The 24,112-nt window shown below is 70.2% G+C and carries 25 protein-coding genes; 11 read left to right on the forward strand and 14 right to left on the reverse strand.

The features are described from left to right. The first annotated feature begins 70 nt into the window (after positions 1–70). The gene (locus tag ACIBO2_RS13865; RefSeq protein ID WP_358178300.1) at positions 71–907 is read left to right on the forward strand and encodes a MoxR family ATPase; all 837 of its coding nucleotides are present in this window, start codon (positions 71–73) and stop codon (positions 905–907) included. After that, positions 904–2,265, forward strand: coding sequence for a VWA domain-containing protein (locus ACIBO2_RS13870; protein WP_397297201.1), 1,362 nt, complete (start codon positions 904–906; stop codon positions 2,263–2,265). Before ACIBO2_RS13865 ends, ACIBO2_RS13870 begins: the two co-directional genes overlap by 4 nt. Here the strand turns inward: ACIBO2_RS13870 and ACIBO2_RS13875 are convergent. Next, positions 2,262–3,026, reverse strand: coding sequence for a nuclease-related domain-containing protein (locus ACIBO2_RS13875; protein WP_358539996.1), 765 nt, complete (start codon positions 3,024–3,026; stop codon positions 2,262–2,264). The two genes, ACIBO2_RS13870 and ACIBO2_RS13875, sit on opposite strands and share 4 nt — an antisense overlap. 170 nt (positions 3,027–3,196) lie before the next feature. On the opposite strand from ACIBO2_RS13875, the gene ACIBO2_RS13880 reads away from it, so the two are divergent. Further along, positions 3,197–3,787: a TetR/AcrR family transcriptional regulator gene (locus tag ACIBO2_RS13880; RefSeq protein ID WP_358539993.1), complete on the forward strand. Its 591-nt coding sequence runs from the start codon at positions 3,197–3,199 to the stop codon at positions 3,785–3,787. Here the strand turns inward: ACIBO2_RS13880 and ACIBO2_RS13885 are convergent. From ACIBO2_RS13885 to ACIBO2_RS13895, 3 genes are read right to left on the reverse strand one after another with little or no spacing between them, the layout of a single operon-like run. Continuing rightward, on the reverse strand, positions 3,746–4,837 hold the full coding sequence (locus tag ACIBO2_RS13885) for an acyl-CoA dehydrogenase family protein (RefSeq protein ID WP_397297202.1): 1,092 nt from the start codon (positions 4,835–4,837) through the stop codon (positions 3,746–3,748). The two genes, ACIBO2_RS13880 and ACIBO2_RS13885, sit on opposite strands and share 42 nt — an antisense overlap. Beyond that, complete coding sequence (locus ACIBO2_RS13890) at positions 4,834–5,994, reverse strand: acyl-CoA dehydrogenase family protein (RefSeq protein WP_357950716.1); 1,161 nt, start codon at positions 5,992–5,994, stop codon at positions 4,834–4,836. Before ACIBO2_RS13890 ends, ACIBO2_RS13885 begins: the two co-directional genes overlap by 4 nt. Beyond that, positions 5,991–7,193, reverse strand: a complete 1,203-nt coding sequence (locus ACIBO2_RS13895; protein ID WP_397297203.1) for an acyl-CoA dehydrogenase family protein — start codon at positions 7,191–7,193, stop codon at positions 5,991–5,993. Before ACIBO2_RS13895 ends, ACIBO2_RS13890 begins: the two co-directional genes overlap by 4 nt. Positions 7,194–7,300: 107 nt before the next feature. Here ACIBO2_RS13895 and ACIBO2_RS13900 point away from each other — a divergent pair, with 107 nt between their 5' ends. Both ACIBO2_RS13900 and ACIBO2_RS13905 read left to right on the forward strand, forming a co-directional pair. Continuing rightward, complete coding sequence (locus ACIBO2_RS13900) at positions 7,301–7,879, forward strand: GNAT family protein (protein WP_363996670.1); 579 nt, start codon at positions 7,301–7,303, stop codon at positions 7,877–7,879. Between the two features lie 13 nt (positions 7,880–7,892). After that, positions 7,893–10,505, forward strand: a complete 2,613-nt coding sequence (locus tag ACIBO2_RS13905) for a hypothetical protein (protein ID WP_397297205.1) — start codon at positions 7,893–7,895, stop codon at positions 10,503–10,505. On the opposite strand, the gene ACIBO2_RS13910 is transcribed toward ACIBO2_RS13905, so the two are convergent. The 6 genes from ACIBO2_RS13910 to ACIBO2_RS13935 form a co-directional block, all read right to left on the reverse strand. Beyond that, positions 10,502–11,392, reverse strand: a complete 891-nt coding sequence (locus ACIBO2_RS13910; RefSeq protein WP_358539975.1) for a hypothetical protein — start codon at positions 11,390–11,392, stop codon at positions 10,502–10,504. The two genes, ACIBO2_RS13905 and ACIBO2_RS13910, sit on opposite strands and share 4 nt — an antisense overlap. A gap of 174 nt (positions 11,393–11,566) precedes the next feature. Then, complete coding sequence (locus tag ACIBO2_RS13915; protein WP_358539972.1) at positions 11,567–11,941, reverse strand: VOC family protein; 375 nt, start codon at positions 11,939–11,941, stop codon at positions 11,567–11,569. 45 nt (positions 11,942–11,986) lie between these two features. Beyond that, positions 11,987–14,167 carry an accessory Sec system translocase SecA2 gene (gene secA2 / locus ACIBO2_RS13920; RefSeq protein WP_358539969.1) on the reverse strand — a complete coding sequence of 727 codons (2,181 nt, stop codon included), beginning with the start codon at positions 14,165–14,167 and terminating at the stop codon, positions 11,987–11,989. Between the two features lie 167 nt (positions 14,168–14,334). After that, positions 14,335–15,369, reverse strand: a complete 1,035-nt coding sequence (locus tag ACIBO2_RS13925; protein WP_397297208.1) for a DMT family transporter — start codon at positions 15,367–15,369, stop codon at positions 14,335–14,337. Positions 15,370–15,626: 257 nt separating this feature from the next. Then, on the reverse strand, positions 15,627–16,460 hold the full coding sequence (locus tag ACIBO2_RS13930) for an SAM-dependent methyltransferase (protein ID WP_397297210.1): 834 nt from the start codon (positions 16,458–16,460) through the stop codon (positions 15,627–15,629). A 40-nt stretch (positions 16,461–16,500) separates the two neighbouring features. Then, the gene (locus ACIBO2_RS13935) at positions 16,501–16,689 is read right to left on the reverse strand and encodes a hypothetical protein (protein ID WP_397297211.1); all 189 of its coding nucleotides are present in this window, start codon (positions 16,687–16,689) and stop codon (positions 16,501–16,503) included. Positions 16,690–16,874: 185 nt separating this feature from the next. Here ACIBO2_RS13935 and ACIBO2_RS13940 point away from each other — a divergent pair, with 185 nt between their 5' ends. Beyond that, a complete protein-coding gene (locus ACIBO2_RS13940) occupies positions 16,875–17,219 on the forward strand; it encodes a PRC-barrel domain containing protein (RefSeq protein ID WP_225291879.1) in 345 nt (114 codons plus the stop codon). 79 nt (positions 17,220–17,298) lie between these two features. Here ACIBO2_RS13940 and ACIBO2_RS13945 read toward each other — a convergent pair whose 3' ends face one another. Beyond that, positions 17,299–17,895 carry a nucleotidyltransferase gene (locus ACIBO2_RS13945; RefSeq protein WP_358539957.1) on the reverse strand — a complete coding sequence of 199 codons (597 nt, stop codon included), beginning with the start codon at positions 17,893–17,895 and terminating at the stop codon, positions 17,299–17,301. An 86-nt stretch (positions 17,896–17,981) separates the two neighbouring features. Here ACIBO2_RS13945 and ACIBO2_RS13950 point away from each other — a divergent pair, with 86 nt between their 5' ends. The 3 genes from ACIBO2_RS13950 to ACIBO2_RS13960 all read left to right on the forward strand — a co-directional run bounded on the left by ACIBO2_RS13950 (position 17,982) and on the right by ACIBO2_RS13960 (position 20,639). Next, complete coding sequence (locus ACIBO2_RS13950) at positions 17,982–18,467, forward strand: DUF1360 domain-containing protein (protein WP_358539954.1); 486 nt, start codon at positions 17,982–17,984, stop codon at positions 18,465–18,467. 101 nt (positions 18,468–18,568) lie between these two features. Continuing rightward, complete coding sequence (locus tag ACIBO2_RS13955; protein ID WP_165959640.1) at positions 18,569–18,718, forward strand: GPGG-motif small membrane protein; 150 nt, start codon at positions 18,569–18,571, stop codon at positions 18,716–18,718. Positions 18,719–18,854: 136 nt separating this feature from the next. Then, a complete protein-coding gene (locus tag ACIBO2_RS13960; protein ID WP_397297214.1) occupies positions 18,855–20,639 on the forward strand; it encodes a SpoIIE family protein phosphatase in 1,785 nt (594 codons plus the stop codon). 12 nt (positions 20,640–20,651) lie between these two features. Here the strand turns inward: ACIBO2_RS13960 and ACIBO2_RS13965 are convergent, their stop codons facing one another. Genes ACIBO2_RS13965 through ACIBO2_RS13975 form a run of 3 tightly spaced genes read right to left on the reverse strand, consistent with a single transcriptional unit; the run spans position 20,652 to position 22,658 of the window. Continuing rightward, positions 20,652–21,377, reverse strand: coding sequence for a metallophosphoesterase (locus ACIBO2_RS13965; protein WP_357950678.1), 726 nt, complete (start codon positions 21,375–21,377; stop codon positions 20,652–20,654). Further along, positions 21,370–21,618: a BON domain-containing protein gene (locus tag ACIBO2_RS13970; protein WP_357950676.1), complete on the reverse strand. Its 249-nt coding sequence runs from the start codon at positions 21,616–21,618 to the stop codon at positions 21,370–21,372. Before ACIBO2_RS13970 ends, ACIBO2_RS13965 begins: the two co-directional genes overlap by 8 nt. A gap of 47 nt (positions 21,619–21,665) precedes the next feature. Continuing rightward, entirely contained in the window at positions 21,666–22,658 is a 993-nt protein-coding gene (locus tag ACIBO2_RS13975) for a DNA topoisomerase IB (protein WP_358539945.1), read from the reverse strand. A 55-nt stretch (positions 22,659–22,713) separates the two neighbouring features. On the opposite strand from ACIBO2_RS13975, the gene ACIBO2_RS13980 reads away from it, so the two are divergent. Continuing rightward, a complete protein-coding gene (locus tag ACIBO2_RS13980) occupies positions 22,714–22,971 on the forward strand; it encodes a hypothetical protein (RefSeq protein ID WP_358539943.1) in 258 nt (85 codons plus the stop codon). A 5-nt stretch (positions 22,972–22,976) separates the two neighbouring features. Next, entirely contained in the window at positions 22,977–24,041 is a 1,065-nt protein-coding gene (locus ACIBO2_RS13985; RefSeq protein WP_358539940.1) for an SDR family oxidoreductase, read from the forward strand. Positions 24,042–24,112 lie beyond the last annotated feature (71 nt).

Consider the following 24,112-nt stretch of genomic DNA (forward strand, 5'->3'; position numbering starts at 1 on the left):
TCCTGGTCGAATCGGTATCACCCGCCTGCCAGCCGCTAGAATAAAGTTCGGCAAGCAGACAGGAGCATCGATGTTCGACTCGCCCGCCGACGTGACCGAGCGGCTCGCCGCCGTTGACTATCTCTCCGACGACGCCATCTCCACCTCGGTGTTCCTCGCCGCCGCCCTCGGCAAGCCGCTGCTGGTCGAGGGCCCCGCGGGGGTGGGCAAGACGCAGCTGGCCAAGGCCGTGGCGCTGGCGACCGGCGCCCAGCTGGTCAGGTTGCAGTGCTACGAGGGGCTCGACGAGGCCCGGGCCCTGTACGAGTGGAACTACAAGAAGCAGCTCCTGCGCATCCAGGCCACCAGCGCCGACGATGACATCTTCAGCGAGGAGTTCCTGCTGGAGCGGCCGCTGCTCAAGGCGATCAGGGCCGGGGTGCCGACCGTGCTGCTCATCGACGAGACGGACAAGGCGGATGTGGAGGTCGAAGGGCTGCTGCTGGAGCTCCTGTCGGACTTCCAGGTGACGATCCCCGAGCTGGGCACGATCAGCGCGGTCCGCAAGCCGTACGTCGTGCTGACCTCGAACGCGACCCGCGAGCTGTCCGAGGCGCTCAAGCGGCGCTGCCTCTATCTGCACATCGAATACCCGACGCCCGAACGCGAGCGCGACATCGTGCTCAGCCAGGTGCCGACGATCCGCGCGGACCTGGCCGAGCAGCTGGCCAGGACCGTCGCCACGCTGCGGGCCATGGAGCTGAAGAAGGCGCCGTCGGTGGCGGAGACGGTCGACTGGGCCAACACACTGCTCGCGCTCGGGCGCGACGAGCTGGACGAGCCGACGGTGGCGGGCACGCTGGGTGTGGTGCTCAAGCACGCCTCCGATCATGCTCGCGCGGTCAAGGAGCTCGGGCTGCCCTCATGAGTGATACCTCGCTGGTCGACAGGCATGTCGGGTTCGTGCACGCGCTGCGCGAGGCGGGGCTGCCCGTGTCGCTGGCCGAAGGGCTCGACGCGGCGCGGGCGCTGCGGGTGATCGATCTGACCGAGCGCGAGTCGCTGCGCGCCGCCTACGCGGCGACGCTGGTCAAGAAGCCGGGGTACCGTCCCGGGTTCGACATGCTGTTCGACCTGTGGTTCCCGTCATCCACGACCGGTCTGTACGACGAAAGCGCCGTAAAGAGTGACACCGCCGAGCTCAGTGAGCTGCGTGACCAGCTGGCCAGGCTGCTGACCAGGGGCGGTGAGGCCGAGATGCGGGAGTTCGCCAGGGCCATGGTCGGCCGCTTCGGCCGCCAGCCGGCGGGTCCCGGCCGCCAGAACTGGTTCTCCTACAGCGTCCTGCGCGCCCTGTCCCCCGAGACGCTCATGGCCCGGATCCTCCAGGAGATCCTGGCCGGGCAGGAGCGCGGCGGCCTGGCCGAGAAGACCGCCCGCCAGCGGGTGAACTCCGGCATCAAGCGCTTCGAGGAGGCGGTCGCCACCGACGTGCGCCGCCGGATCGCCGAGGACTCCGGCGTCGAACGCATCGCCCGCTCGGCCGTACGCCCCCCGCTCGACCAGCTCGACTTCCTGCGCATCACCAAGGCGGACCTGGCCAGGCTGCGGCGCGAGGTCTACCCGCTGGCCCGGCGCCTGGCGGCCAGGCTGACGATCAAGCACAGGAAGGGGCGGCGCGGGCGGCTAGACTTCCGCCGCACCATGCGGGCCTCGCTGCAGAGCGGCGGTGTCCCGCTGACCACCCATTTCAAGCCGCCCCGGCCGCACAAGCCCGAGCTGGTGATCCTCTGCGACACCAGCGACTCGGTCTCGTCGTTCGCGCACTTCACGCTGCTGCTCACGTACGCGCTGAGGGAGCAGTTCACCAAGGTACGGGCGTTCGGGTTCGTGGACACGGTCGACGAGATCACCCGCTTCTTCGTCCCCGGCGCGGACGTAGTGGAGGCGATGACCCGGCTGGCCAACGAGGCGGACATGGTCCGCTTCGGGCGCACGAACTACGGCCACTCCTTCGAGCGGTTCGCCGAGCGCTACGGCGACGCGATCGGCCCCAGGACCTCGCTGCTGATCCTCGGCGACGCCCGCTCCAACTACCAGCCGGCCGCCGTCGACACCCTGCGCGCCCTGGCCGCGAAGGCCCGCCACGCCTACTGGCTCAATCCGGAGCCCCGGCGGCAGTGGGACACGGGCGACTCCATCGCCACCGACTACGACGCGGTCGTGCCGATGTACGAGTGCCGCAATGTCGCGCAGCTCAGCGCGTTCATCCAGGACTTGGCCTAGGCGCGCTGGAGCTCCCGGGCGGCGGTGCGGGTGAGCAGCTCGATCTGCTGCTCGTCGAGCACCTCGCCGGCGGTCGCCTTGACGCGCCGGGCCGCCAGGCTCGGCTTGAGCAGCGTGAGGCCCTCCGCCGTGACCTGGCCGCCGCGCGGCAGCAGGCCGCAGTGCACGGCGAGCAGCGGCGTGATCGTCACCGGGATGCCGGTCTCGCGGGTCAGCAGCTCGGCGAAGGCATTGGAGGTCTCGACGAGAGACTTGGCCACCTTGGTGCCGTACTTCTCGCCGAAGAACAGCCGCCCGTTGTAGGTGGCGATCTCGGTGTCGGGGCTCCACGACTCGTTGTCGATGGCCCACAGGCCGCCAGGACCGATCACCAGGTGGTCGATGGACGCCTGATCCCTGATGGCCCGGCCGTCCAGGACGCTGTAGCCGAGCTTGCCGAGCGAGCGGCGGAGCATCCGGCCGGTGATCACCTCACCGCGCCGCCGGCCACGCCAGACCGCGGTCGCGTGGAAGGAGCGCCAGGCGAGAAACCAGTCGACGCCGGCCACGATGCCCGCGAAGGCGACGCCGTAGAAGGCGGTGAGCGCCAGGTCGAACCGGATCGCCAGGCCGATGCCGGCCACGAAGCCCACGCCCGCCTTGATCATCCTTGATCGCTTGCGGTTGTTCGCGTCCTCCCGCCAGAACTTCTCGTAGTACCACTGAGGCGAGGCCCCAGTGAACTTCTCGTCCTGCTGCACGTAGATCGAGCCACCAGGCACGGCAAACTCCCCCAATGAGTCGCTGAACCATCAGGATCTGCCACGCCGAAGATCCCTCGCTGAGTCAATTAATACCCCACCTGACCCCAACGGAAGCAAGGGGACCCTAAGGTGACGGAAATAGCACCTGCGGGAAGTCCATCAACCGACCAGTCGGTATGCTGTGGCACGTGAAGGAAGAACCGGTACGCAGGAGGCTGCTGAGCGAGGCGACCCGGCTGTTCGCGGAGCGGGGCTTCGAGGGCGCGTCCGTGCAGGAGATCGTCGTGGCCGCCGGCGTCACCAAGGGCGCCATGTACCACTATTTCGACTCCAAAGATGATCTGCTGCACGAGATCTACGCGCGTGTGCTGCGCATGCAGATGGAGCGCCTGACCCACATCGCCGACGGCCCCGGGACGGTCGCCGAGCGGCTGCACGCGGCGGCGGCCGACGTCATCGAGACCACCACCGCGAACCTCGACGACTCCAAGATCTTCTTCCGCTCGATGCACCTGCTGGCGCCCGAGACCCGCAAGACCGTACGCGCCGAGCGCCGCCGCTACCACGAGCGCTTCCGCGACCTGGTGATCGAGGGCCAGCGCGAGGGGCTGTTCAGCGAACGCGTCCCGGCCGAGCTGGTCGTCGACTACTTCTTCGGCTCGGTGCACCACCTGGGCAGCTGGTTCCACACGGACGGACCACTCACCGGCGCCCAGGTGGGCAAGCACTTCGCCGACCTACTGCTGACCTCGCTCGGGGCCGGGCTCGCCGACGAGTGAGGCCGGCGCCGGCACGTCGGCCAGTGATGCCAGCGCCTCCCGGTGGTCGCCGGGCGTGCCGAGCGCCGTCTCTGTGGCCTTGGCACGCTTGAGGTAGAGGTGCAGGGGATGCTCCCAGGTCATCCCGATCCCGCCGTGCAGCTGGAGGGCCTCCTCAGCCGCGTGTACGGCCACACCCGCGTTCCACGCCTGGGCCACGGCGACCGTCACGGCCGAATCGTCACTCGCCGCGGCCCGCGCGGCGGCCCGCGCCCTGACCACGTCGAGCCAGAGATCGGCCAGCCGATGCTTGATCGCCTGGAACGAGCCGATCGGGCGGGCGAACTGGTGGCGTTCCTTGACGTAGGCGAGCGTGGTGTCCAGGCACCACCCCGCCACCCCGAGCTGCTCGGAGGCGAGCAGCCCGGCGCCGGACCGCAGCACCTCGACCAGGTCGCACGGGCCCAGCGACCGGGCGGGCGACGCCGAGAAGGTGACCGTCGCGACCGGACGGGTCAGGTCCAGCGACGGTACGACCTGGACGGCGGCGTCGGCGGCCTCGACCGCGTACAGCTCGCCGCCGACCGGCACCAGCAGCACGTCGGCCACCTCCGCCCCCGCGACCGCGGACACGGTTCCGGACAGCGTCCCGCCGTCCAGGCTCACCGACGAGCCCCGCCCCGGCCGGTACGGCGAGGCGGCGAACGACACCACCAGGGCCGCGGTCGTCCGCCCCCCGGCCAGCCCGCCCAGCAGGTCGGCCGAGCCCGTCGCCAGCAGCGCCTGGGTGGCCAGCACGGCGCTGGTGAAGAACGGCACCGGCGCGACACCCCGGCCGAGCTCCTCCAGCACGACGGCGGCCTCACGGGCCGACGCGCCCGCCCCGCCGTACTGCTCGGGAATGAGCAGGCCCGCCACCCCGATCTCCCCCGCGAGCGTCTTCCACAGGTCGAGGTCGTAGGGGTCGGACTCCACCCGCTTGAGCACCGCGGCGGGCGGACAGCGGTCGGCGAGCAGCCCGCGCACGGCGGCGCGCAGCTCCTCCTCGACCTCCGAGTACAGCAGGGTCATCGTGGCAGGTCCTTCCAAGGGACGTCCTTGTCGACGCGGGGTTCTGAGGGCAGGCCGAGCACCCGTTCGGAGATGATGTTGCGCAGGATCTCCGAGGTGCCGCCCTCGATCGAGTTGCCCTTGGCACGCAGGTAGCGGTAGCCGGCGCCACGCCCGTAGAAGTCGAGGTCCTCCGATCGGCGGAAGGTCCAGTCGTCGTAGCCGAGGTCCCGCCTGAGCTCGATGTCGAGGCCGGACAGCTCCTGGTTCAGCTTGGCGAACGACAGCTTCATGCCCGACCCCTCAGGACCGGGGTGCCCGGCGACGAGCTGTTCGCGCAGGCGTACTCCGGACAGGCGAGTCACCTCCGCCTCGACCCACAGCGACAGCAGCCGCTGGTGCAGGTCGTGGGTGCGCAGCTCGGGGTGCTCGCGCCAGGTGTCGAGCACCGGCCCGATCATGCCGCCGCCGCGCCGTACGGGAGCGCCGCCGATCGCCACGCGCTCGTTCATCAGCGTGGTCTGGGCGACCCGCCAGCCGTCGCCGACCTCACCGAGCCGCAGGTCGTCGGAGAGCCGCACGCCGGTCAGGAAGACCTCGTTGAACTCGGCCTCCCCCGTGATCTGCCGCAGCGGGCGCACCTCGACGCCCGGCGCGTGCATGTCGCAGATGAAGTACGTCATGCCGCGGTGCTTGGGCACGTCCGGGTCGGTACGGGTGACGAGGATCGCCCACCGGGCGTGGTGCGCGCCTGAGGTCCAGACCTTCTGGCCGTCGACGACCCACTCGTCGCCGTCCCTGACCGCCCTCGTGGCCAGCGTCGCCAGATCGGACCCGGCGCCCGGCTCGCTGAAGAGCTGGCACCAGATCTCCTCGCCCGTCCACAGGGGCCGCAGGAAACGGCGCCGCTGCTCCTCGGTGCCGAACGCCAGGACCGTCGGCGCCGCCATGCCCAGGCCGATGCCCTGCACGCCGGTGTTGAGCTGCGGCGTGTCGGCGAGCTCGCGCTCGACGACCTGCTGCAGGTCCCGCGACACGCCCAGGCCGCCGAGCCCTTCGGGGAACCACACCCACGCCAGCCCGGCGTCGAACCTGGCCCGCAGGAACTCCAGCCGGTTCTTCGGATCATTGGCGCCGAGGAGCGCGTCGACGCGCTCCTTGATCTCCGCCTCGTTCACATGTACCTCTTCAGTTCGCGGTAGGCGAGTGAGCGCTTGTGCACCTCGTCGGGGCCGTCGGCCAGGCGCAGCGACCTGGCTCCCGCCCAGAGCCCCGCCAGGGGGAAGTCCTGCGAGACGCCGCCCGCGCCGTGCACCTGGATCGCCTTGTCCAGGATCCATTCCACGGCGATCGGGGTCGAGATCTTGATGGCCTGGATCTCGGTGTGGGCGCCCTGGTTGCCGACGGTGTCCATGAGCCAGGCCGTCTTGAGCACGAGCAGCCGCAGCTGCTCGATCCGGATGCGGGACTCGGCGATCCACTCCTGGATCACGCCCTGCTGGGCGATGGGCTTGCCGAACGTCGTACGCGCCAGCGCCCGGCGGCACATCAGCTCGACGGCGCGCTCGGCCATGCCGATCAGCCGCATGCAGTGGTGGATGCGGCCCGGCCCGAGCCTGGCCTGGGCGATCGCGAAGCCGCCGCCCTCCTCGCCGATCAGGTTGTCGACCGGCACCCTTACGTCCTCGAAGACGATCTCGGCGTGGCCGCCGTGGTCGGCGTCGCTGTAGCCGAAGACGTGCATGCCGCGCTTGATCTGCATCCCGGGCGTGTCACGCGGCACCAGGACCATGCTCTGCTGGCGGTGCTTGGGCGCGTCGGGGTTGGTCTTGCCCATGAGGATGAAGATCTTGCAGTCGGGGTTCATCGCGCCGGAGATGAACCACTTGCGGCCGTTGATGACGTACTCGTTGCCGTCGCGGGCGATGGAGGTGGCGATGTTCGTGGCGTCGGAGGAGGCCACGTCGGGCTCGGTCATCGCGAACGCCGAGCGGATCTGCCCGTCGAGCAGCGGCTGCAGCCACTCCTTGCGCTGCCACTCGTTGCCGAACATGGAGAGGACCTCCATGTTGCCGGTGTCGGGCGCGGCGCAGTTGGTGGCCACCGGGGCGAGGTTGGGGCTGCGGCCCATGATCTCGGCCAGCGGCGCGTACTGCAGGTTCGTCAGCCCCGCGCCGTGCTCTCCCGGCAGGAACAGGTTCCACAGGCCGCGCTTCCTGGCCTCGTCCTTGAGGTCGGCGACGAGCGGCGGGGAGCTCCATCCGCTGGTCGCGGCCTGCTCCTCGAAGGCGGCTTCGGCCGGATAGACGCATTCGTCCATGAAGAGCAGCAGGCGCTCACGCAGGTCCTCGGTGACACGGTCGAAGGCGAAGTCCATACCCCGGAGCCTACCGACCGGCCGGTATGAGTGTCGACAGGTGGTCGCCGGGAAACCGGCGCAGGTGGCCGTAAAGGTGATCCGGATCTTCTTTTAGGGTGACCGCTATGACCGCGAACCTGCCCTCCCCTGTGGTGCTCGAGAACGACGTCGTCCGCCTTGAGCCGTTGACGATGGAGCACATTCCCGACCTGTTCCTGGCCGGCGGCGGGGATGAGGAGGTCTGGCGCTGGATGCCCGCCAAGCCGCCGCAAGCCGAGTCGGAGCTGGCGGGGCTCGCTCAGGGCCTCATCTCGGACGACAAGCACATCCCGTTCGCGGTCGTGCTCCGGTCGTCGGGGCTGGCCGTCGGCTGGACCACGTACGGCGACGTGCCCGGGTTCGAGAAGAGCATCGAGATCGGCTGGACCTGGTACGGCCGGACGGTCTGGCGTACCGCTGTCAACACCGCCTGCAAGGTGTTGCTCATCGACCATGCTTTCGACAAGCTGGGCTACAACCGCGTCTTGCTCAAGACGGACGTCCTCAACCTACGTTCGCAGAACGCCATCAAGCGCATCGGCGGTGTGCACGAGGGGACGCTGCGCCGCCAGCGCAGGAGGCCGGACGGCACCTGGCGCGACACGGTCTATTTCGGCATCCTCGAAGAGGAGTGGCCGGACCACCGAGCTCGCCTGATCCGTTAGCCGAAAGGGCCGCATGACTGACCGGCTGGGGGGCTACTGGTTAGGCTCCCGGCTCGGCGGTGCCGTCCATGACGCCTACGACGAGTCGGGCACTCGATATGCGCTCACCCGCCTCCCCGCGCGACCCCAGGGCCCCGTCAAGGCGGCCTTACAGGTCCGGTCGCTGTGCGTCGCGCGGGTGGTGGACGCCTGTCTCGACGGGGACGCGCCGTATCTGGTCAGCGAGTACGTGCCCGGGCCGACGCTGGCGGAGGTGGTCGGGCGGCGGGGGCCGTACGGCGGGGACGACCTGTACCGGCTGGCGGCGGCCACGGCGACGGCGCTGGCGGCGATCCACGAGGCCGGGGCGGTGCACGGAGGGCTCACGCCGGACCGGGTCGTCCTGGGGGCCGAGGGGCCGCGGCTCGTCGGGCTCGGGACCGCGACCGACGGGAGTGGGCCGCCAGGGGATGTGCGGGATTGGGGCAGGCTGCTGGTGTTCGCGGCGTACGGCCCCGCACCACCGGACGGGCTGGACCCGTCGCCGGGCCAGCCCCCCGGCCTGCCCGCTCAGCCCGGCCAGTCCGTACAACCCGTCCCGCCCGGCCAGCCCGTCCCGCCCGGCCAGCCCGCTCAAGTGGGCCGGCCTGGGCGGCCCGAGCGGCTGCTCGATCGGTTCGATCGGCCGCTTCGGGAGCTCGTGCTGGCGGCGCTGCGCCGGGATCCGGACCGGCGGCCGAGCGCGCACCAGCTGTTGCTGTCCCTGCTCGACGTGCCGCAGTCGCAGCAGGGGCGCCTGCTCCCTCCCGAGCCGGTGGACGACCCCCCACTGGGCGCGCGGGCGGAACGCCTCTACCTCCAGCTCAGCCGGGCGGACCAGGATCTGGTGCCCGAGGTGTTCCTACGTCTGGTCGGCATGGCGGCCGACGGCACCGACACCCGCCGTCGCGCCACCCGTACCGAGCTGGTCACCGGCCGCCCTCCGGAACAGGCCGCCATGGACCGGGTCCTCAGGGCGTACACGGAAGCGGGGCTGATCGACCAGAGCGACACCGACACGGGCGGCGTGGGCATCGACCGGAGCGGCACCGACGCGGATGGGGTGGGCATCGACCGGAGCGGCACCGACGCGGGCGGCCTGGTCATCGCCCAGGCGGCGCTCCTGCGGGCCTGGCCGCGCCTGCACGAGTGGCTGGACGCCGAACGCGACGGCCTCGCCGTACACCGCGACCTGACCAAGGCGGCGCGGCGGTGGGAGGCTGGCGGCCGGCGGGAGAGCGATCTGTTCCAGGATGACGACCTGGACCGGGCGCTGGCGTGGGCGGCGAGCGGGCGGCGGCGCGTGACGCTGAGCGCCGCCGAGCAGGCGTTCCTGGACGGCGGACGCGCGCTGGTACGCGGGCGAGCCCGCGGTCGGCGGCGGGCCATGGCGGCCTTGGCGTCGGTGACGCTCGTGGCGGTCCTGGCGGCGGTCGTCGTCGCCGTCTGGCGCGAGGGCAGCGCCGACGGGCGGCTGGACCAGGCGATGGCGAGGGTGGCGGCGTCCAGGGCGCGGGCAATGCGGGCGGCCGATCCGGTGACGGCGCGCCGGCTGAGTCTGGCCGCGTGGCGCCTGGCCCCGGTCGCGGAGGCCCGTGCCGCGCTGGCGGACTCGGCGGCCGATCCGGCGGTGGACGTGTTCGCCGACCCCTACGGCGGTCCGCACTCGCTCGACGCCCTCAGCGACGACGGCACCCGGCTGGCCGCGCTGACCGACGGGACGATCCGGGTGTACGACCCCCTTTCCCGCAGGCAGCTGGCCATGACCGCCGGTCCCGCCCAGAGCGTGCGGGCGCTGGCCTGGTCCCCCGACGGCCGGACACTGGCGCTCGTCGGCGTCGACCGGTCCTACCTGTGGGACACGACTTCGGGCGCGGGCGTGGGACGGCCCTTCGGCCGGGGGCTGGGCGCGCCGGGACAGCAGGCGGCCTGGTTCAGTCCGGGGGGCGGGCTGCTGTTCGCCGCGGCCCGTCAGTCGGGCGAGCGATGGGCCTGGAACCTGCGGACCGGCCGGGCCGCGTTCGTCGGCCGGTACGCGGTGGTGGGGCCGCGTGACAAGGTGGCGCTGGTATTCGCGGGAACGCGTTCGGAGGTGGTCCGCCTGTCCGGCCGTGGCGCCCGTACGCCGGCGCCCTGGCTGGATCGGATGCCGTGGGAGTACACGGTGTTCAGTCCCGAGGGTGAACGGGTGGCGATCGCCGAGGAGACCGGGGTGCAGATCTACACGCTGGACGGCGTGCCCGTGCTCCCGGTGCGGCTCCGGCCCTCTCCCGGCAGCCTCACCTTCAGCGCCGACGGCCAGCTCCTGGCCAGCACGGACAGCGACCGCGTGCGGGTCTGGCGGGTCTCGGACGGCACCCGTCTCACGGACCGTCAGGTCCCGGCGGCCGGCGCCGACCGTCCCGTCCAGGCCGCTCTCGCGCCGGGCGGACGCTGGCTGCGCGTACTGGCCGGCCACGGCACGGTCGTCACCATCGACCTCGCCCACGCGACCCCGCCCCCGGATCCGGCCGGGTCGGCGGCGTCGATCTGCGGCCGGTACGGAGGGCTGTCCCGGACCGATTGGGACCGTTATCTGGCAGAGGTGCCGTATCGACCGGTGTGCTAGCTCGGGGTCAGCTCTGAGGTGGTGGTCAATGAACGAGATCCTCGGGTGGCGTCCACCCCGACAGGCTGGGAGTGGTCAGGGGCCAGTCGCCCGAGTGTGATCGTTCCCCCGATGGTGAGTGCGGCCGCCAGTATGGCCGGGACCGCCGTGGACGGGCTGGTCGGCAGTGGTTCGCCGAGGAGGATCGCGCCCGCGAGCACCGAGGTGATCGGGTCCACGACCTGTACGCCCGCGTACGCGATGCCGAAGTAGCCCACCGCGTAAGAGCGTTGCAGCATCACGACCGCGCCGACCAGCAGCACAGGTATGACGAGTGTGAACCAGTGCAACAGCCTGCCCCAGTCCCCGTTCATGCCACCGCCGACCGCCCGGACGAACGTTGACACGCTCGCCGTCACGGCGCCGGCGCCCACGGACAGGACGAGGGCCTTGCCTGGCCCGCGCAGCCTGTTGGCGAACAGTTCGGCGGCGAGCACGATCAGGCCGATCACGACGATGAAACCGATCGCGGCCCCGCTGCCGAGACTCGGTCTGACGTTGTGCGCCGGGACCAGCACCATGAGCCAGAGCAATCCGACGGCCACCGCGATGGAGCCGAGGATCTCCGCCTTGTACGGGCGGCGACCGTACATCAGCGCGGCGAGCGGCACCGCGAACACCAGTGTGGCCACACTGATCGGTTGTACGGCGACCAGCGGCGCGAGGCTCAGCGCCACGGCGTGCAGGGACGCGCCGACGAAGCCGATGACCCCGCCGATCCACCAGCGAGGGCGCTTCACCAGTCTGAGGGAGGCGCCCTCCGCCACGGCTTCGTACTGTTGCAGCGCCGCGCCGAACGCGTATCCGAGTGCCCCGGCCAGCGCGATCACGAGACCGACCCAGGTCATCGGCGCCCGCGCAGGGACATGGATCCTTCCAAGAGCATTGCACCAGCTTATGAGGGAAGCTAAGTGCTTGAATCATCCTTTTGGCCAGACATCCCTCATCACGGACGTACCGCCGCACCAGTCCGGTCCATCACCCCAGCCACACGGCGGGACGACGGGACGTGTCAGGATTTTTCAGGACTTCTCGGGGCAGACGCAGAACGCGTGCCCCTCCGGGTCCTGCATCACGATCCACCCGACCTTCCCGTCCGTGACCCCGGGCTGGAAAGCGGGCTTCGTCGCCCCCAGGGCGATGTACTCCTCCACCGCCCGCTCCACGTCCGGCACCCGGAAGTCGAGATGGAACTGCTTGTCCGAGCTGGGCCACTCGACCGGCTTGCGGTCGGCGACGCGGCCGAAGTAGATGTTCGTCGTCCCGTCGCCCACCGCGGCGTATTCGTCCTCGGAGTATTGGATGTCCAGCCCGGTCACCTGGTGCCAGAACTCGGCCAGCCTCTTGGGCTCGGCACAGTCGATGGTGAAGGCGATGAGCTTCGCGTGAGTTGTCATGATGGAAGGTTCGCAGCCATACCTGCCATCTTTTGTCAGGTACGCCTAGCCGCGACGAGTGGCCGATGTCACACGCTTGAGGATCCTGTCCCACTCCGTACCGAACGGGTTGTCCTGCACCAAATAGGTCCAGGTCGCGGTGGGGCGCTTGAGATCGGGCTCCGGTGCCTCGAACGATTCGACCGAGCGGCGTTCGACCTCCGACAGCAGTGACTTGTACTCCGCCACGGCCTCCCGGTGGAACTCGTCGATCGGGTTCATCCGGCCCAGCGCCCGCAGGTGGATGCCCTCGCGCAGGTCGGTCAGGAACGCCAGGTGCTCGGTCCAGCAGCGGTCGATCGCGTGCAGCACGATCTGCCTGGCCGTCTCGTCGCGGGTGTCCTCCGGCAGCGCCTCCCAGCGTTCGGGGTCGGCCTCGGCCAGCGCCTTGGCCGCCGAGTCGCCGTGCAGGACCTTGTCGCGCCACTCCAGGATGAGCTCGCGCTGGTGCTCCAGCAGGCGGGTGTAGCGCCACGTGTTGCGGTGGATCTCCAGGTTCACGCCCTCGGCGACCCGCTGGGCGTGGGCCACGAGGTAGGGGCCGCGGCGGTGGCGTACGAGGCCGTCGGCGTCGGCCGCGGGCGGGCGCTCGTCGGGGACGAACTGGGTGATGAGATCGTCCTGCATGCTGACGAAGAACACCGAGGCGCCGGGATCGCCCTGACGGCCCGCGCGACCGCGCAGCTGGTCGTCCAGGCGGCTGCTCGCGTGGCGGCCCGAGCCGATCACGTACAGGCCGCCCAGCTCGGCCACGCCGTCGCCGAGCCGGATGTCGGTGCCGCGGCCGGCCATCTGCGTGGAGACGGTGATGGCGTCGCGTTCGCCGGCCTTGGCGATGATCGCGGCCTCTTCGGCGTCGTTCTTGGCGTTGAGCACGACGGGCTCCAGGCCGCGCCGCTGCAGGAGCTTGGCCAGGTTCTCCGACTCAGCCACGTCCAGCGTGCCGATGAGGATGGGCCGGCCGGTGGCGTGCGCCTCCTGGATCTCCTCGACCAGCGCGGCGTCCTTGTCCGGAACGGTCGGATAGATGCGGTCCGGCTCGTCCTTCCTGACGCACGGCCGGTTGGGCGGGATCACCGCGACCTTGAGGCCGTAGAACTCGCCGAGCTGCTCGCTGACGGCGACCGCCGTGCCCGTCATGCCGGAAATCTGCGGATAACGCCGGATCAGGCCCTGGACGGTGATCGAGTCGAGGATCTCGCCCTTCTCGCTGGGCGGCAGCGTCTCCTTGGCCTCCACGGCCGCCTGCAGGCCGTCGGGCCAGCGCTGGAGCACGGCCACCCGGCCGCGTGAGGGGTTGATGAGCTGGACCTTGCCGTCGCGCACGATGTAGTCGACGTCGCGGGTGAGCAGGGCGTGGGCGTGCAGGGCCAGGTTGAGCTCGATCAGCGTGCCGGGCTCGTTCTCGTCGTACAGCTCGACGTCCAGCATGCCCTCGACGCTGTCGGCGCCCTTGGTCGTCAGGTAGACGTTGCGCGCCTGGTCGTCGATCTCGTAGTGGTAGCCCCGGATCAGCTGCCTGACCAGCGCGGCCATCTCCGGCACCGCACTGCCCTCGTCGGCCGCCCCCGCCATGACCAGCGGCACCCGCGCCTCGTCCACGAGCACCGAGTCGGCCTCGTCGACCAGCGCCACCTCGGGCGCGGGCACGATGATCTCCGCCGCGTCGGTGCGCAGCCGGTCGCGCAGCACGTCGAAGCCCATCTCGCTGACGGGTCCGTACGTCACGTCCTGCGCGTAGGCCGCGCGCCGCTCGTCGGGCGTGGAGTTCTGGTCGATCCAGCCCACCGAGACGCCCATGGCCTCGTAGAACGGCGCCATCCACTCGGCGTCGCGCCTGGCCAGGTAGTCGTTGACGGACATCACGTGCACGCGCTTGCCCTGCAGCGCGTAGCCGGCCGCGGCCATCGCCCCCGACAACGTCTTGCCCTCACCGGTCGCCATCTCGGCGATCTGCCCGTCGAGGAGGGCGAGCGTGCCCAGAAGCTGCACGTCGTACGGCCTGAGCCCGAGCGTCCGGTCGGCCGCCTCCCGCGCTACAGCGCAGAACTCCGCCAGATCATCCATTTTCGGCCTGGGCAACTCTTCGAGCGCGCTGACGCGTTCGGCTCGTTCGCCCGCCGCCTTGACGATCTTTTTGTACGGGCTGAGGTTCACCCCGCCCGGACGATCCAGGAGGTTTCTCACTATTCCGGAAATCGACGCCACAATCCCTCCAACGCATGCTTTGTCAGCGCCGTTCCCATTTAGTGTCAAGTGCGCTCTATCGGGAGCGGAGCGACGGTACGGCAAGCATCGCCGTACCGGACCCTAACTCATAGGACGGCCGCAATCGCCACTCCGCTCCGCGACCACTAATCCTTCTCTGTAGTACGCCCTGCTTGAACGGCCGGAACGACCACCGCCGCCAGCAGCAACGCGCATCCGCACCATGCCATGGGCGTGAGCCGCTCACCGAACAGCACCACGCCGAGCACGGCCGCGCCAACCGCCTCGCCGAGCGAGATGATGGAGACGGTCGTGGCGTTGAGCGTGGTCAGGGCGCGGAAGAACAGCCCGTACGCGAGCGCGGTCGGCACGGCGCCCAGGTAGAGCAGCAGGGCGACAGGGGTCGCCCCGCCCGTCGGCAGCACTCCGTCGACCAGGGCGAACGGGGCCAGGCAGGCGGCCGCGACGGCGAACCCGCCCATGGCCGTGCGCTGGGGGTCGTCGCGGTGGTGGCGCGAATAGACGGTCACACCGGCGTACCCTGCGGCGGACACCAGAGCGAGCACGATCCCGGCCGCCCGCCCACCGCCGACACTCCCGGAGAGGACGGCGCTCACCCCGGAGAGGGTGCTCTGCCCGGTGAGGGCGCTCTCCCCGGTGAAGGCGCTCTCACCGGTGAGGAGGAGCAGCCCGCCCAGCGCCGCAGCCAGCGCGGCGAGCGAGGTGCGGGTGATGCGCTCCCCCAGGAGGTAGCGGCCGCCCAGAGCGGTGAACACCGGCGTGGCACCCATCGTGACCACCGTGGCGATGGCCACGCCGGACTGGGCGATCGCGCCGAAGTAGGCCGTCTGATAGACGGCCATCCCGACCCCGACGACCAGAAGCCGCCGGTCGAAACGCGCCCACTGCAGAGAAGGCCGACGCCGGCCGACATCACCCGGCCGAACAACGACCGGCCGAACGATGGCCGGCCGAACGGCGGCTCGCCGGACTGCGGTCGCGGTGAGGCGGGTGGTGACGTACAGGAAGGCAGCGCCCAGAAGGTAGCGCCAGAACGAGACGTCGACGGGGCCGAGCCCGCCCGACTGGAAGAGCAGGGAACCGGCGGCGCCGCCGGTGCCCCAGGCGGTCGCGGCCACGGACATGAAGAAGGCGCCCCGCCGCGCGGAGACATGGGACATGACTGATCTCTCCGGATGGAGTGGTGGAAGTGGGCCCGGCGCGCGGGCAGCAGCCACCCCCAGATCTGGTCAGATCCGGAAAAATCGGGAAAAGCCGCCCGCTACTCGGCGGGCGGAGGGGAACAGATCAGTCGACGCGGCACGACGCCCACTCTAGCGCCGACAATCCGCCACGATTCAGCCAGGTTCCCGGACGTCGGAGGCCAGCGCACGGACGTCAGCCAGGTTCCCGGACGTCGGAGGCCAGCGCACGGACGTCAGCCAGGCTTCCGGACAGCTGAGGCGGGTTTGCGGGCCACGCCGCCCAGCAGGAGCGCCTCCCACGTGGCCAACGGCCCCGGCAACCGCTCGTCCGGCCGCCACTCCGGGAAGTGCACCACCCCGGGCTCCTCCAGCACCAGCCCGTCGAAGAAGCGCTCGACCTCTTCCCGCGACCGGAAGTAGCCCGTCCCCATCGTCGCGTGCAGCATGGCTTCCAGCGCCTGGGCCTGCGGGCTGACCGAGGCCAGCATGTTGGATGCCGCCAGGTAGCTCCCCGGCGCCAGCGCGTCCATGTATCGCTTGACCAGCCCGTGCGGATCGTCCCTGTCGGGGAACAGGTGCAGCAGCCCGATCGCCATCAGCCCGACGGGCTGCGAGAGGTCGATGAGCCGCGTCAGCCTCGGATGCCGCAGCACGGCCGCCGCGTCCCTGGCGTCCTCGGTGATCGCCAGCGCGTTCTCGTTCCCGTTCAGGATCGCCCGCGCGTGCGGCTCGACCATGGGGTCGGAGTCGACGTACACGACCCGCACGGAGGGGTCGGCGAACTGGGCGACCTCGTGGGTGTTCTCGATCGTGGGCAGCCCGGACCCCAGGTCGATGATCTGCCGGATCCCGGCCTCACGGACGAAGAAGTCGACGACCCGGCCGACGAAGGCGCGGTCGCACCAGACGAGGTTCACCACCTCGGGCACCGCCTCTTTCAGGCGGCGGGCGATGGCCCGGTCGGCGGCGAAGTTCTCGGTGCCGCCCAGGAGGGCGTCGTGCACCCGCGCGACGCTCGGCGTGGTGCTGTCCACGCCGGGAGGCGCCCACTCGGACCCGAGAGTCACCTGTCCCCTTTCGCCTCATCTGTGACGCGGATGTTATCCGCTAGCTGGCCATTCCGAAACTGCTGGCCAGCTTGGTGGGCTGCCGCCGGGGTGCCATCAGACGCTTGAGCGCGGGGGCCAGCGGCCGTTCGACGAAGCGGTGCACGGCGTAGGCCGCCGCGCCCATCACCGCGATGAGCACGAAGAGCAGAACGTACTTGTCGACCGCGCCGCCGATCCTGTTGAACACGATGCCCGTCGAGTTCGTACAGCCGATTCTTCATGTGATTCGCCCCCTTCGTCATGAGGAGGGTCGCCCGGCCGCCTTGACGGCTCATTGACAGCCGCTATACGAGAGCGCGGTGTTTAGCGGCCATAGACGGGGTAGCGGAGGGCCTGCCCGAGAAAAGACGAAAGACGGAGAGAGGATGAGCCATGGAGCTCTGGGACTATCAGCCTGACGTCTACAATCGCGGCCAGAGTCTGGACCTCGTGGGTTACCACGTCCAGGCGACGGACGGGAAAATCGGGTCCGTCGATGAGGCCACGTACGAGGTCGGCGAGAGCTACATCATCGTCGACACCGGTCCGTGGATCTTCGGCAAGAAGGTGATGCTCCCTGCCAAGGTCGTCACACGTATCGACCCGCAGGAGCGCAACGTCTACGTCTCGCGTACCAAGGCCGAGATCAAGGACGCGCCCGAGTTCGACGAGGGCAGCTTCAAGGAGCCCGAGTACAGGACGCGGCTGGGTGACTACTACGGCCGCTTCCCGCACTAAGCTCCGCGCACAAGACGAGAGCCGCGCCCGACCCCGGGCGCGGCTCTCGCCGTCTCACGACCGCCAGTGCGGCATATGGTCACGGCCAGTGCGGGTCTCCGTTCGCCTTCACCGGCGCTTCCAGCACGCCCAGGCGTTCGAGCAGCGTGATGAACGTCGTGGCGTACGGCGATCCGGCGACCACGGCGGCCGCCCGGGGCCAGTCGACCTGCTCGCGCAGGGCCCGCACCTGGGGCAGCAGCGCCCCGTAGTCGCAGGCGTGCTCCGACAGCGGCAACAGCCACGAGATCACCAGGTCGGTCGCCTCCAGCACGGGCACGATGACCGCCGACGCCGTCATCGGCTCGGCCCGGTCGAGGAGCTCGTCAGTGATCGCCTGGTCGGACACCCGGAAGATCAGATCGACCAGCCGGTCCTCGTCGAATGCCTTGACCAGCCAGTCCTCCGGCGGTTTGGCGGTCTTGAAGCCGATCCCCCGCAGAGCCTCCAACGCGGCCGGCACGTCATGCTCGGTCAGTACGAAATCGACGTCGTGCAGCGAAGGAGCCGCACCTCTGGCATAGGCCGCACAGCCGCCCGCCAGGGCGAATTTCACCCCCGCGTCCTTCAATCCGGAACTCGCGCGCTTGAGTGTGTCGAGGATGGCATCAGTGACCGCATGACTATGGCTGCCCATGGGATCGGGCTACCCGGACGATCGACAAGTAGGCGTTACCCCGACCGGCGGAGTAGAGCGGGAGGCCGAGGGTAGCGCCTGCCCCTATGACCGACTTCCTGGAGCAGACAGAACGGGACTACGAAGGCGAGCACGACCGGCCACTCGGCACGTACGCACGGATCATGGCCGTCTACGGCGGCGCGGTGGCGACGGCGGTGGCGGCCGCCGCGCTCACCGGGCGGCGGCCGCCCGAGCGCGTCGGGTTCATGGACGTGGCGCTGATGGCCGCCTGCACGCACAAGGTGGCGCGGCTGATCGCCAAGGATCCGGTGACCAGCCCGATACGGGCGCCCTTCACCCGCTACGAGGGCGTGAGCGGGCCCGCCGAACTACAGGAGACGCCCCGCAACACGATCGGCGAACTGCTCGGCTGCCCGTTCTGCATCGCCCAGTGGGCGGCGACGGTGTACGCGGCCGGGATGGTCTTCGCGCCCCGGTTCACCCGGCTGGCGGGTGCGACGATGACCGCGGTGGCCGTCGCGGACTGGCTCCAGTTGGGCTACGCCAAGCTCATCAAGGCGACCGATTAACGAGCCCCTTCGCAGGCCAAGAAAATGGCTCATACACCTTTCTACCTGGTGGTTCGGAGAAAAGCATGTTAAAGGCCGATGGCTGAGGGCAGAGGCGGTTCATGGCTACTTTGCTCTGGATCATCGCCGTCATACTCGTCATCTCCGGGATCTATGTGATCCTGGCCCGGCGCGACCTTCTCTGGGGAATCGTACTCATCGTACTCGGCTTCCTGGTGGGTCCCGGCGGTGTCAGCATCTTCAATGTGTAAGGGGCTTGACGCCCCGTCACACCGTCCCCTCCACTGGGCCGGTCTCCGAGTCCGGCTCAGTGGACTGTCCACTCTTTGCTGAAATATCGCAACGTATGCACCTCTTTCTCGCCCTCTGGTAGGGAATGGGAAGGATGTGAGCAATTACCCGCCGTTCGGCGGCCGCTACGACTGTGGCGCGGCGGCCGCCGGGATTCGCGAGCTGCTGACGCGGCTGCGTCGCCGGATGCGTAACGAGGCGATCGTCGACGAGGCCACCGCCCGGCTGGCGATACGGCTGAACATCAGGCCCGCGGAAGCGGCCGACGAGCTGTCACGGATGGCGCACGACAGTGGGATCTCGCTCGTCGAGGTCGCCATGGGGGTCGATCGGCCGCCCGACAAGCCCGTCGAGCCACCGAAGCTGCCCGGCTGGGTCACCGGAGTCCTCGAAAGCGTGCACGTCCCGGCCTGTTTCCTCACCCCCGTGCGCGATGCCACGGGCCGCGTCGTGGACTTCCTGATCGCCGCCGCCAACCAGCAGGCCGGCGAGCCGGCCGGTCGGACGCCCGAGGAGCTGCGCGGGCGCCGCCTCATCGAGACCAGCCCCGGCGCGGCAAACTCGGGGCTGTTCGACGACCTCCTGCAGGTCCTGGAGACCGGTGAGACGCTGCACCGGGGGCCGCTGGAGTTCGTCGAGGCGCGGGACCACCTGCTCTGGCCGGCCACGATGACCGTCCGCGCGGTGCGTATGGACAACGGGCTGCTGGTCACCTGGCGCGCGCTGGACGATGAGGAAGTGCTGGTCGCCGGCTGGGAGCGGGCGCAGCGGCTGGCCGAGCTGGGCTGGGGCGAATGGAACCTGGCCACCGAGCGGACGCTGTGGACGCCGCAGATGTACGAGATGTTCGGCAGGGAACACGGCGAGGGCCCGATGCCCCTGGAGGAACTGCCCCTCGTGGTGGTGCCCGAGGACCTGTCCATCGTGGACGACCAGTTGCGCACCCTCCTGGAGCACAGCGAGGCGGTCGAGACGGAGTTCCGCATCCATCACCGGCACGGGCTGCGGCATCTCAGCGTGGTCAGCGAGCCGGTGCTCGACACCGACGGGCTGCCCGTCAAGGTGCGCTTCCTCGTCCAGGACGTGACCAAGAACCGCCGCAGGGAGCGGGCCCTGGCCGTGGCCCACGCGCAGGCCTCCCGGCAGCGGGAGCGGGCCGAGGAGGAGCACCGCGTCACCGTCCAGCTCCAGAACACGATCCTGCCGGTACGCCGGGGGCTGATGCAGCTGCCCGGCCTGTCCATCGGGGTGCGCTACCTGCCCGGTGAGGAGCTGGCCCGGCTGGGCGGCGACTGGTTCAAGGCCCATCCCATCCCCGACGGCAGGGTGCTGCTGGCGATCGGCGACGCGATGGGCCACGGTCTGGCGGCGGCGAGCCTCATGCTGCAGATGCGCTCGGCGCTGGCCGGCCTGGCCTACACGCACGCGCCCGCCAACCAGCTCACTACCTGGCTGAACGACCTGCTCGTCCACTCCAACGAGGGTGTGACCGTCACCGGCACCGCGATCATCGGCCACTTCGACCCCATGGACCGCACGCTGACCTGGACGAACGCCGGCCATCCGCCGCCGGTCCTGGTCAGGGACGGCCGCGCCGAGCTGCTCGAAGGCGTGCCCGGCACCATGCTGGGCGCCTTCGAGGCCGCCCAGTACGGCCTGGCCACCACGCGGCTGGAGGCCGACGACACCCTGGTGCTCTACACCGACGGCGTCATCGAACGGAGAAGCCAGGACCTCGACGCCGGGATCGCCGCCCTCGCCCAGGCCGGGAGCCAGTGCGTCGGCGACGACCCGGAGAAGATGATCGACTGCGTGCTGTCGCACCTGGGCGGCCGGGCCTCGGACGACGACGTCTGCATCGTCGCCGCCCGCATCCTGTGATCAGTCGATCGGTCAGTCGCAGTCGTCGAGGCAGTAGACCCCGTACGCCCTGCCGAGCACCGGCAGGGCCACGTTGCGGACCCTGATCCCGCCCGGTGTCATGCCCTTCTCGGTGCCCTTGTGCGCGTGCCCGTGCACGAAAAGGTCCGCCCCGGCGGTGTCGACCGCCTCGGCCAGCAGGTAGCTACCGAGAAACGGGTAGATCTCGGGCGGCTCGCCCTCCAGCGTCTCCTTGATCGGCGAGTAGTGCGACAGCACCAGGCGATGATCGGCCTGAACCTCCTTCAGCGCCACCTTCCACGCCTCGGCGATGTGCCGGGTGTGCGCCACGAAGTTCTTGATCTCCCGCTCGCCGAACTCGCTCGCGCTCTTGCCCGCGAACCCGCCGCCGAAGCCCTTGCCGCCGACCACGCCCAGCTTCGTCTCGCCGCACTGGAGCACGGCGCCGTCGTCGTCGAGCACCGTCACCCCGGCGTCGCGGAGCTCCGAAGCGATCTCGTACTGCTGGTCGGAGTGGTAGTCGTGGTTGCCGAGCACGGCGACGACGGTGACGGGCAGGTCGCGGAACTCGTCGGCGACCACCCGGCCCTCCGCCAGCGTGCCGTGGCGGGTCAGGTCGCCCGCCAGCATCAGCACGTCGGCGCGCTCCTCGATGCCCTCCAGATGTTTCCGGTAGTGGCCCCGGCTGTCCTCGCCCAGGTGAACATCCCCCACGGCCGCTATACGCAGGTCAGTCAAGGTGCTCATCCTCTCCGGGCTCGATGATTTCCACGATCTTGATCTCGTTGTGCAGGTGGAGGGCCGGCGCCGTCTCGTGGGCCACCGCCCCGAGCCGTTCGCGCTGTTCGGCGCCGTCCACCTGGCCGCGCAGGAACAGCTGATCGCCTCTGATGTCGACCCGGATGCCGAGCTCGTGCGTGCGCGCATCCTCGGCCAGCGCCCGCTGGACCCTGGCCGCGACGTACTGCGGAGCTTCCATCGCAACTTCCTCCTTCTCCAGACGCCGCATGCCCAGCGGGAAACCGCTCAAACGGCGCGTACCAGGCCGATGACCGCCCGTTCCACCGGGCCACGCGTGGCCAGCTGGCCGAAGCCGGCGTCGGCGCCGAGCTCGGTCAGCGCTCCCGCGATCGTCTTGCCCCGGTCGTACGCCTTGATCACCCGCGGGTCGACGTAGGATTCGCGAGCGACCGTGGGGGTGTTGCCTAGATACTCGGCCACCTCCTTCATCACCCGCGTGATCGCCCGTTTGCCGGTCCCGGCGTGGATGGAGACCGCCAGCCCCACGGCGGCCAGCACGGTCGCGTGCCAGGTGCGGAAGTCCTTCGCGGTCACCTCGTAGCCGATCGTCTCGCGCAGGTAGTCGTTGATGTCCTCGCTGCGTACGTCGGCCCAGCCGCCGTTGTGCCGGTAACGCAGCAGCTCGCCCTCGGCCCTGAGCCTCTTGAGCGATCTGATCACCGCGCACGCCCCCGGGTCGGCCACCTCGATCTCGCGGGCGATGTCGCCCTTGGCGGGGTACGAGCAGGTGATCACGCCCTTGCCGCAGGACACGTGCTCCATCTTGAGCGTCGCCAGGCCGTAGGAGTCATAGCTCTCGCCGCCGACCCGGAAGAAGCCCACGTCGAGCAGCCGCGCGGCGGCGGCGAGCACCCGCTGCCTGGTCAGCCCGCGCCCGGAGAGCTGCTTCTCGACGCTCTCGCGGAAGGCCGGCAGTCGCTCGGCCAGCTCCAGCACCCGGTCGAACTTCTCCCGGTCCTGCTGCTCGCGCCAGTCGTCGTGGTAGCGGTACTGCCTGCGCCCGGCGGCGTCGGTACCGACCGCCTGGAGGTGCCCGTCCGGCGAGGCGCAGATCCACACGTCGGTCCACGCCGGCGGGATGGCCAGCGCCCTGATCCGGCTCAGCGTCCCGGCGTCGCGCACCGCGCCGCCGCCGGGCCGGTGGTAGCTGAACCCGCGACCGCGCCGGCGGCGCGCGATCCCCGGCTCGTTCTGGTCACTCGGCCGTAGTTCAGGCACGCCAGCGCGGCTACCCGCGACGTTACGCGGCAAACGGCAGGGGCAGGTGGCCCATATGCCTGAGAACAACGGTTGGGAAGAGAGCCGGGATGAGCGATCCCACGCGATGGTCCCCGCGACACCGCGCGATGTGGCGCACATCAGGGTGGGCTCCTTCATCTTGATGTTCCTGTTCGCGTTCGCCGTGCTCGGCGTCATCGCCAGGGCCCCGGTGATGACGGGCATCGCGGTCGTGGCGGCGATCGCCACGGTCATTGACATGGTGCTGGCCGTCCGGCGGCAGCACCGCGGTAGATCAGGAGAGGCGGGTTGACCTTCATGGCGCCACAGAGTGCCGAGAATCTGACCACCAAGACGGAAATCACCGACGACCTGCGTGGCCGCGTGGTCGTGGTGACGGGCGCGAGCGGCGGCGTGGGCCGCGCCGTGGTGCGCGAACTCGGGGCGAAAGGCGCCAAGGTGGCGCTGATCGCCCGCGGGACGACCGGCCTGGGCGCCGCTGCCGTGGACGTCGCCGTCGCGGGCGGGAGCGGGCAGGTCTATGAGGCGGACGTGGCCGAGTACGACCAGGTACGTCAGGCGGCCGAGCGCATCGAGGCGGAGATCGGCCCGATCGACGTGTGGATCAACGTGGCGTTCTCCTCGGTGTTCGCCAGGTTCTCCGACGTCTCCCCGGAGGAGTTCGAGCGGACGACCAGGGTCACCTACCTCGGCTACGTCTGGGGCACGCGGGTGGCGCTCGATCTGATGCGGCCCCGCAACAGGGGCGTCATCGTCCAGACCGGCTCGGCCCTGTCGTATCGGGGGATCCCGCTGCAGTCGGCGTACTGCGGGGCCAAGCACGCGATCAAGGGCTTCACCGAGTCGGTACGGGTCGAGCTCCTGGCGGCCCGCAGCAACGTCAAGATCACCATGGTGCAGCTGCCGGCGGTCAACACACCCCAGTTCGACTGGGTGCTCAGCAAGCTGCGCCGCCACCCGCAGCCGGTGCCGCCGATCTACCAACCCGAGGTCGCGGCCCACGGCATCGTGTACGCCGCCGAGCATCCAGAGCGCAAGGAGTACTGGGTCGGCGCCACGACCGCGGCCACCCTGCTCGCGCAGCGGATCGCGCCCGCCCTGGTGGACCGCTACCTGGCGCGGACCGGCGTGGACTCCCAAGTGACGGACGAGAAGCCGCCCAGCGGCGCGGCCAACCTCTGGCAGCCCGTGGACGACGACCGCGACTACGGCGCGCACGGCAGCTTCGACAAGCGCTCGCACGCCCGCAGCCCGCAGCTCTGGCTGTCGCAGCACCGGCGCGCGGTGCTCCTCACCCTGGCCGCCGCCGCGACGGCGACCGGCCTCGCGGTCCTCGGCCGGGGCGGCAGACCGGGGCGTTGAGGCTCGCGGTCCTCGGCCGGGGCGGCAGACCGGGGCGTTAAGGCAGCCCGATGGGGTAGGCGGCGGGGCAA

The sequence above is a fragment of the Nonomuraea sp. NPDC050022 genome, assembly GCF_044460705.1.
Lineage (GTDB): Bacteria > Actinomycetota > Actinomycetes > Streptosporangiales > Streptosporangiaceae > Nonomuraea.

Excerpts from the sequence above, each read along its gene's own strand:
- ACIBO2_RS13865 (WP_358178300.1), top strand. The coding sequence starts at position 71 with ATGTTCGACTCGCCCGCCGACGTGACCGAGCGGCTCGCCGCCGTTGAC.
- ACIBO2_RS13870 (WP_397297201.1), top strand. The coding sequence starts at position 904 with ATGAGTGATACCTCGCTGGTCGACAGGCATGTCGGGTTCGTGCACGCG.
- ACIBO2_RS13885 (WP_397297202.1), bottom strand. The coding sequence starts at position 4,837 with ATGACCCTGCTGTACTCGGAGGTCGAGGAGGAGCTGCGCGCCGCCGTG.
- ACIBO2_RS13895 (WP_397297203.1), bottom strand. The coding sequence starts at position 7,193 with ATGGACTTCGCCTTCGACCGTGTCACCGAGGACCTGCGTGAGCGCCTG.
- ACIBO2_RS13900 (WP_363996670.1), top strand. The coding sequence starts at position 7,301 with ATGACCGCGAACCTGCCCTCCCCTGTGGTGCTCGAGAACGACGTCGTC.
- ACIBO2_RS13905 (WP_397297205.1), top strand. The coding sequence starts at position 7,893 with ATGACTGACCGGCTGGGGGGCTACTGGTTAGGCTCCCGGCTCGGCGGT.
- ACIBO2_RS13910 (WP_358539975.1), bottom strand. The coding sequence starts at position 11,392 with ATGACCTGGGTCGGTCTCGTGATCGCGCTGGCCGGGGCACTCGGATAC.
- ACIBO2_RS13915 (WP_358539972.1), bottom strand. The coding sequence starts at position 11,941 with ATGACAACTCACGCGAAGCTCATCGCCTTCACCATCGACTGTGCCGAG.
- ACIBO2_RS13925 (WP_397297208.1), bottom strand. The coding sequence starts at position 15,369 with ATGTCCCATGTCTCCGCGCGGCGGGGCGCCTTCTTCATGTCCGTGGCC.
- ACIBO2_RS13940 (WP_225291879.1), top strand. The coding sequence starts at position 16,875 with ATGGAGCTCTGGGACTATCAGCCTGACGTCTACAATCGCGGCCAGAGT.
- ACIBO2_RS13945 (WP_358539957.1), bottom strand. The coding sequence starts at position 17,895 with ATGGGCAGCCATAGTCATGCGGTCACTGATGCCATCCTCGACACACTC.
- ACIBO2_RS13950 (WP_358539954.1), top strand. The coding sequence starts at position 17,982 with ATGACCGACTTCCTGGAGCAGACAGAACGGGACTACGAAGGCGAGCAC.
- ACIBO2_RS13955 (WP_165959640.1), top strand. The coding sequence starts at position 18,569 with ATGGCTACTTTGCTCTGGATCATCGCCGTCATACTCGTCATCTCCGGG.
- ACIBO2_RS13970 (WP_357950676.1), bottom strand. The coding sequence starts at position 21,618 with ATGGAAGCTCCGCAGTACGTCGCGGCCAGGGTCCAGCGGGCGCTGGCC.
- ACIBO2_RS13980 (WP_358539943.1), top strand. The coding sequence starts at position 22,714 with ATGCCTGAGAACAACGGTTGGGAAGAGAGCCGGGATGAGCGATCCCAC.
- ACIBO2_RS13985 (WP_358539940.1), top strand. The coding sequence starts at position 22,977 with ATGGCGCCACAGAGTGCCGAGAATCTGACCACCAAGACGGAAATCACC.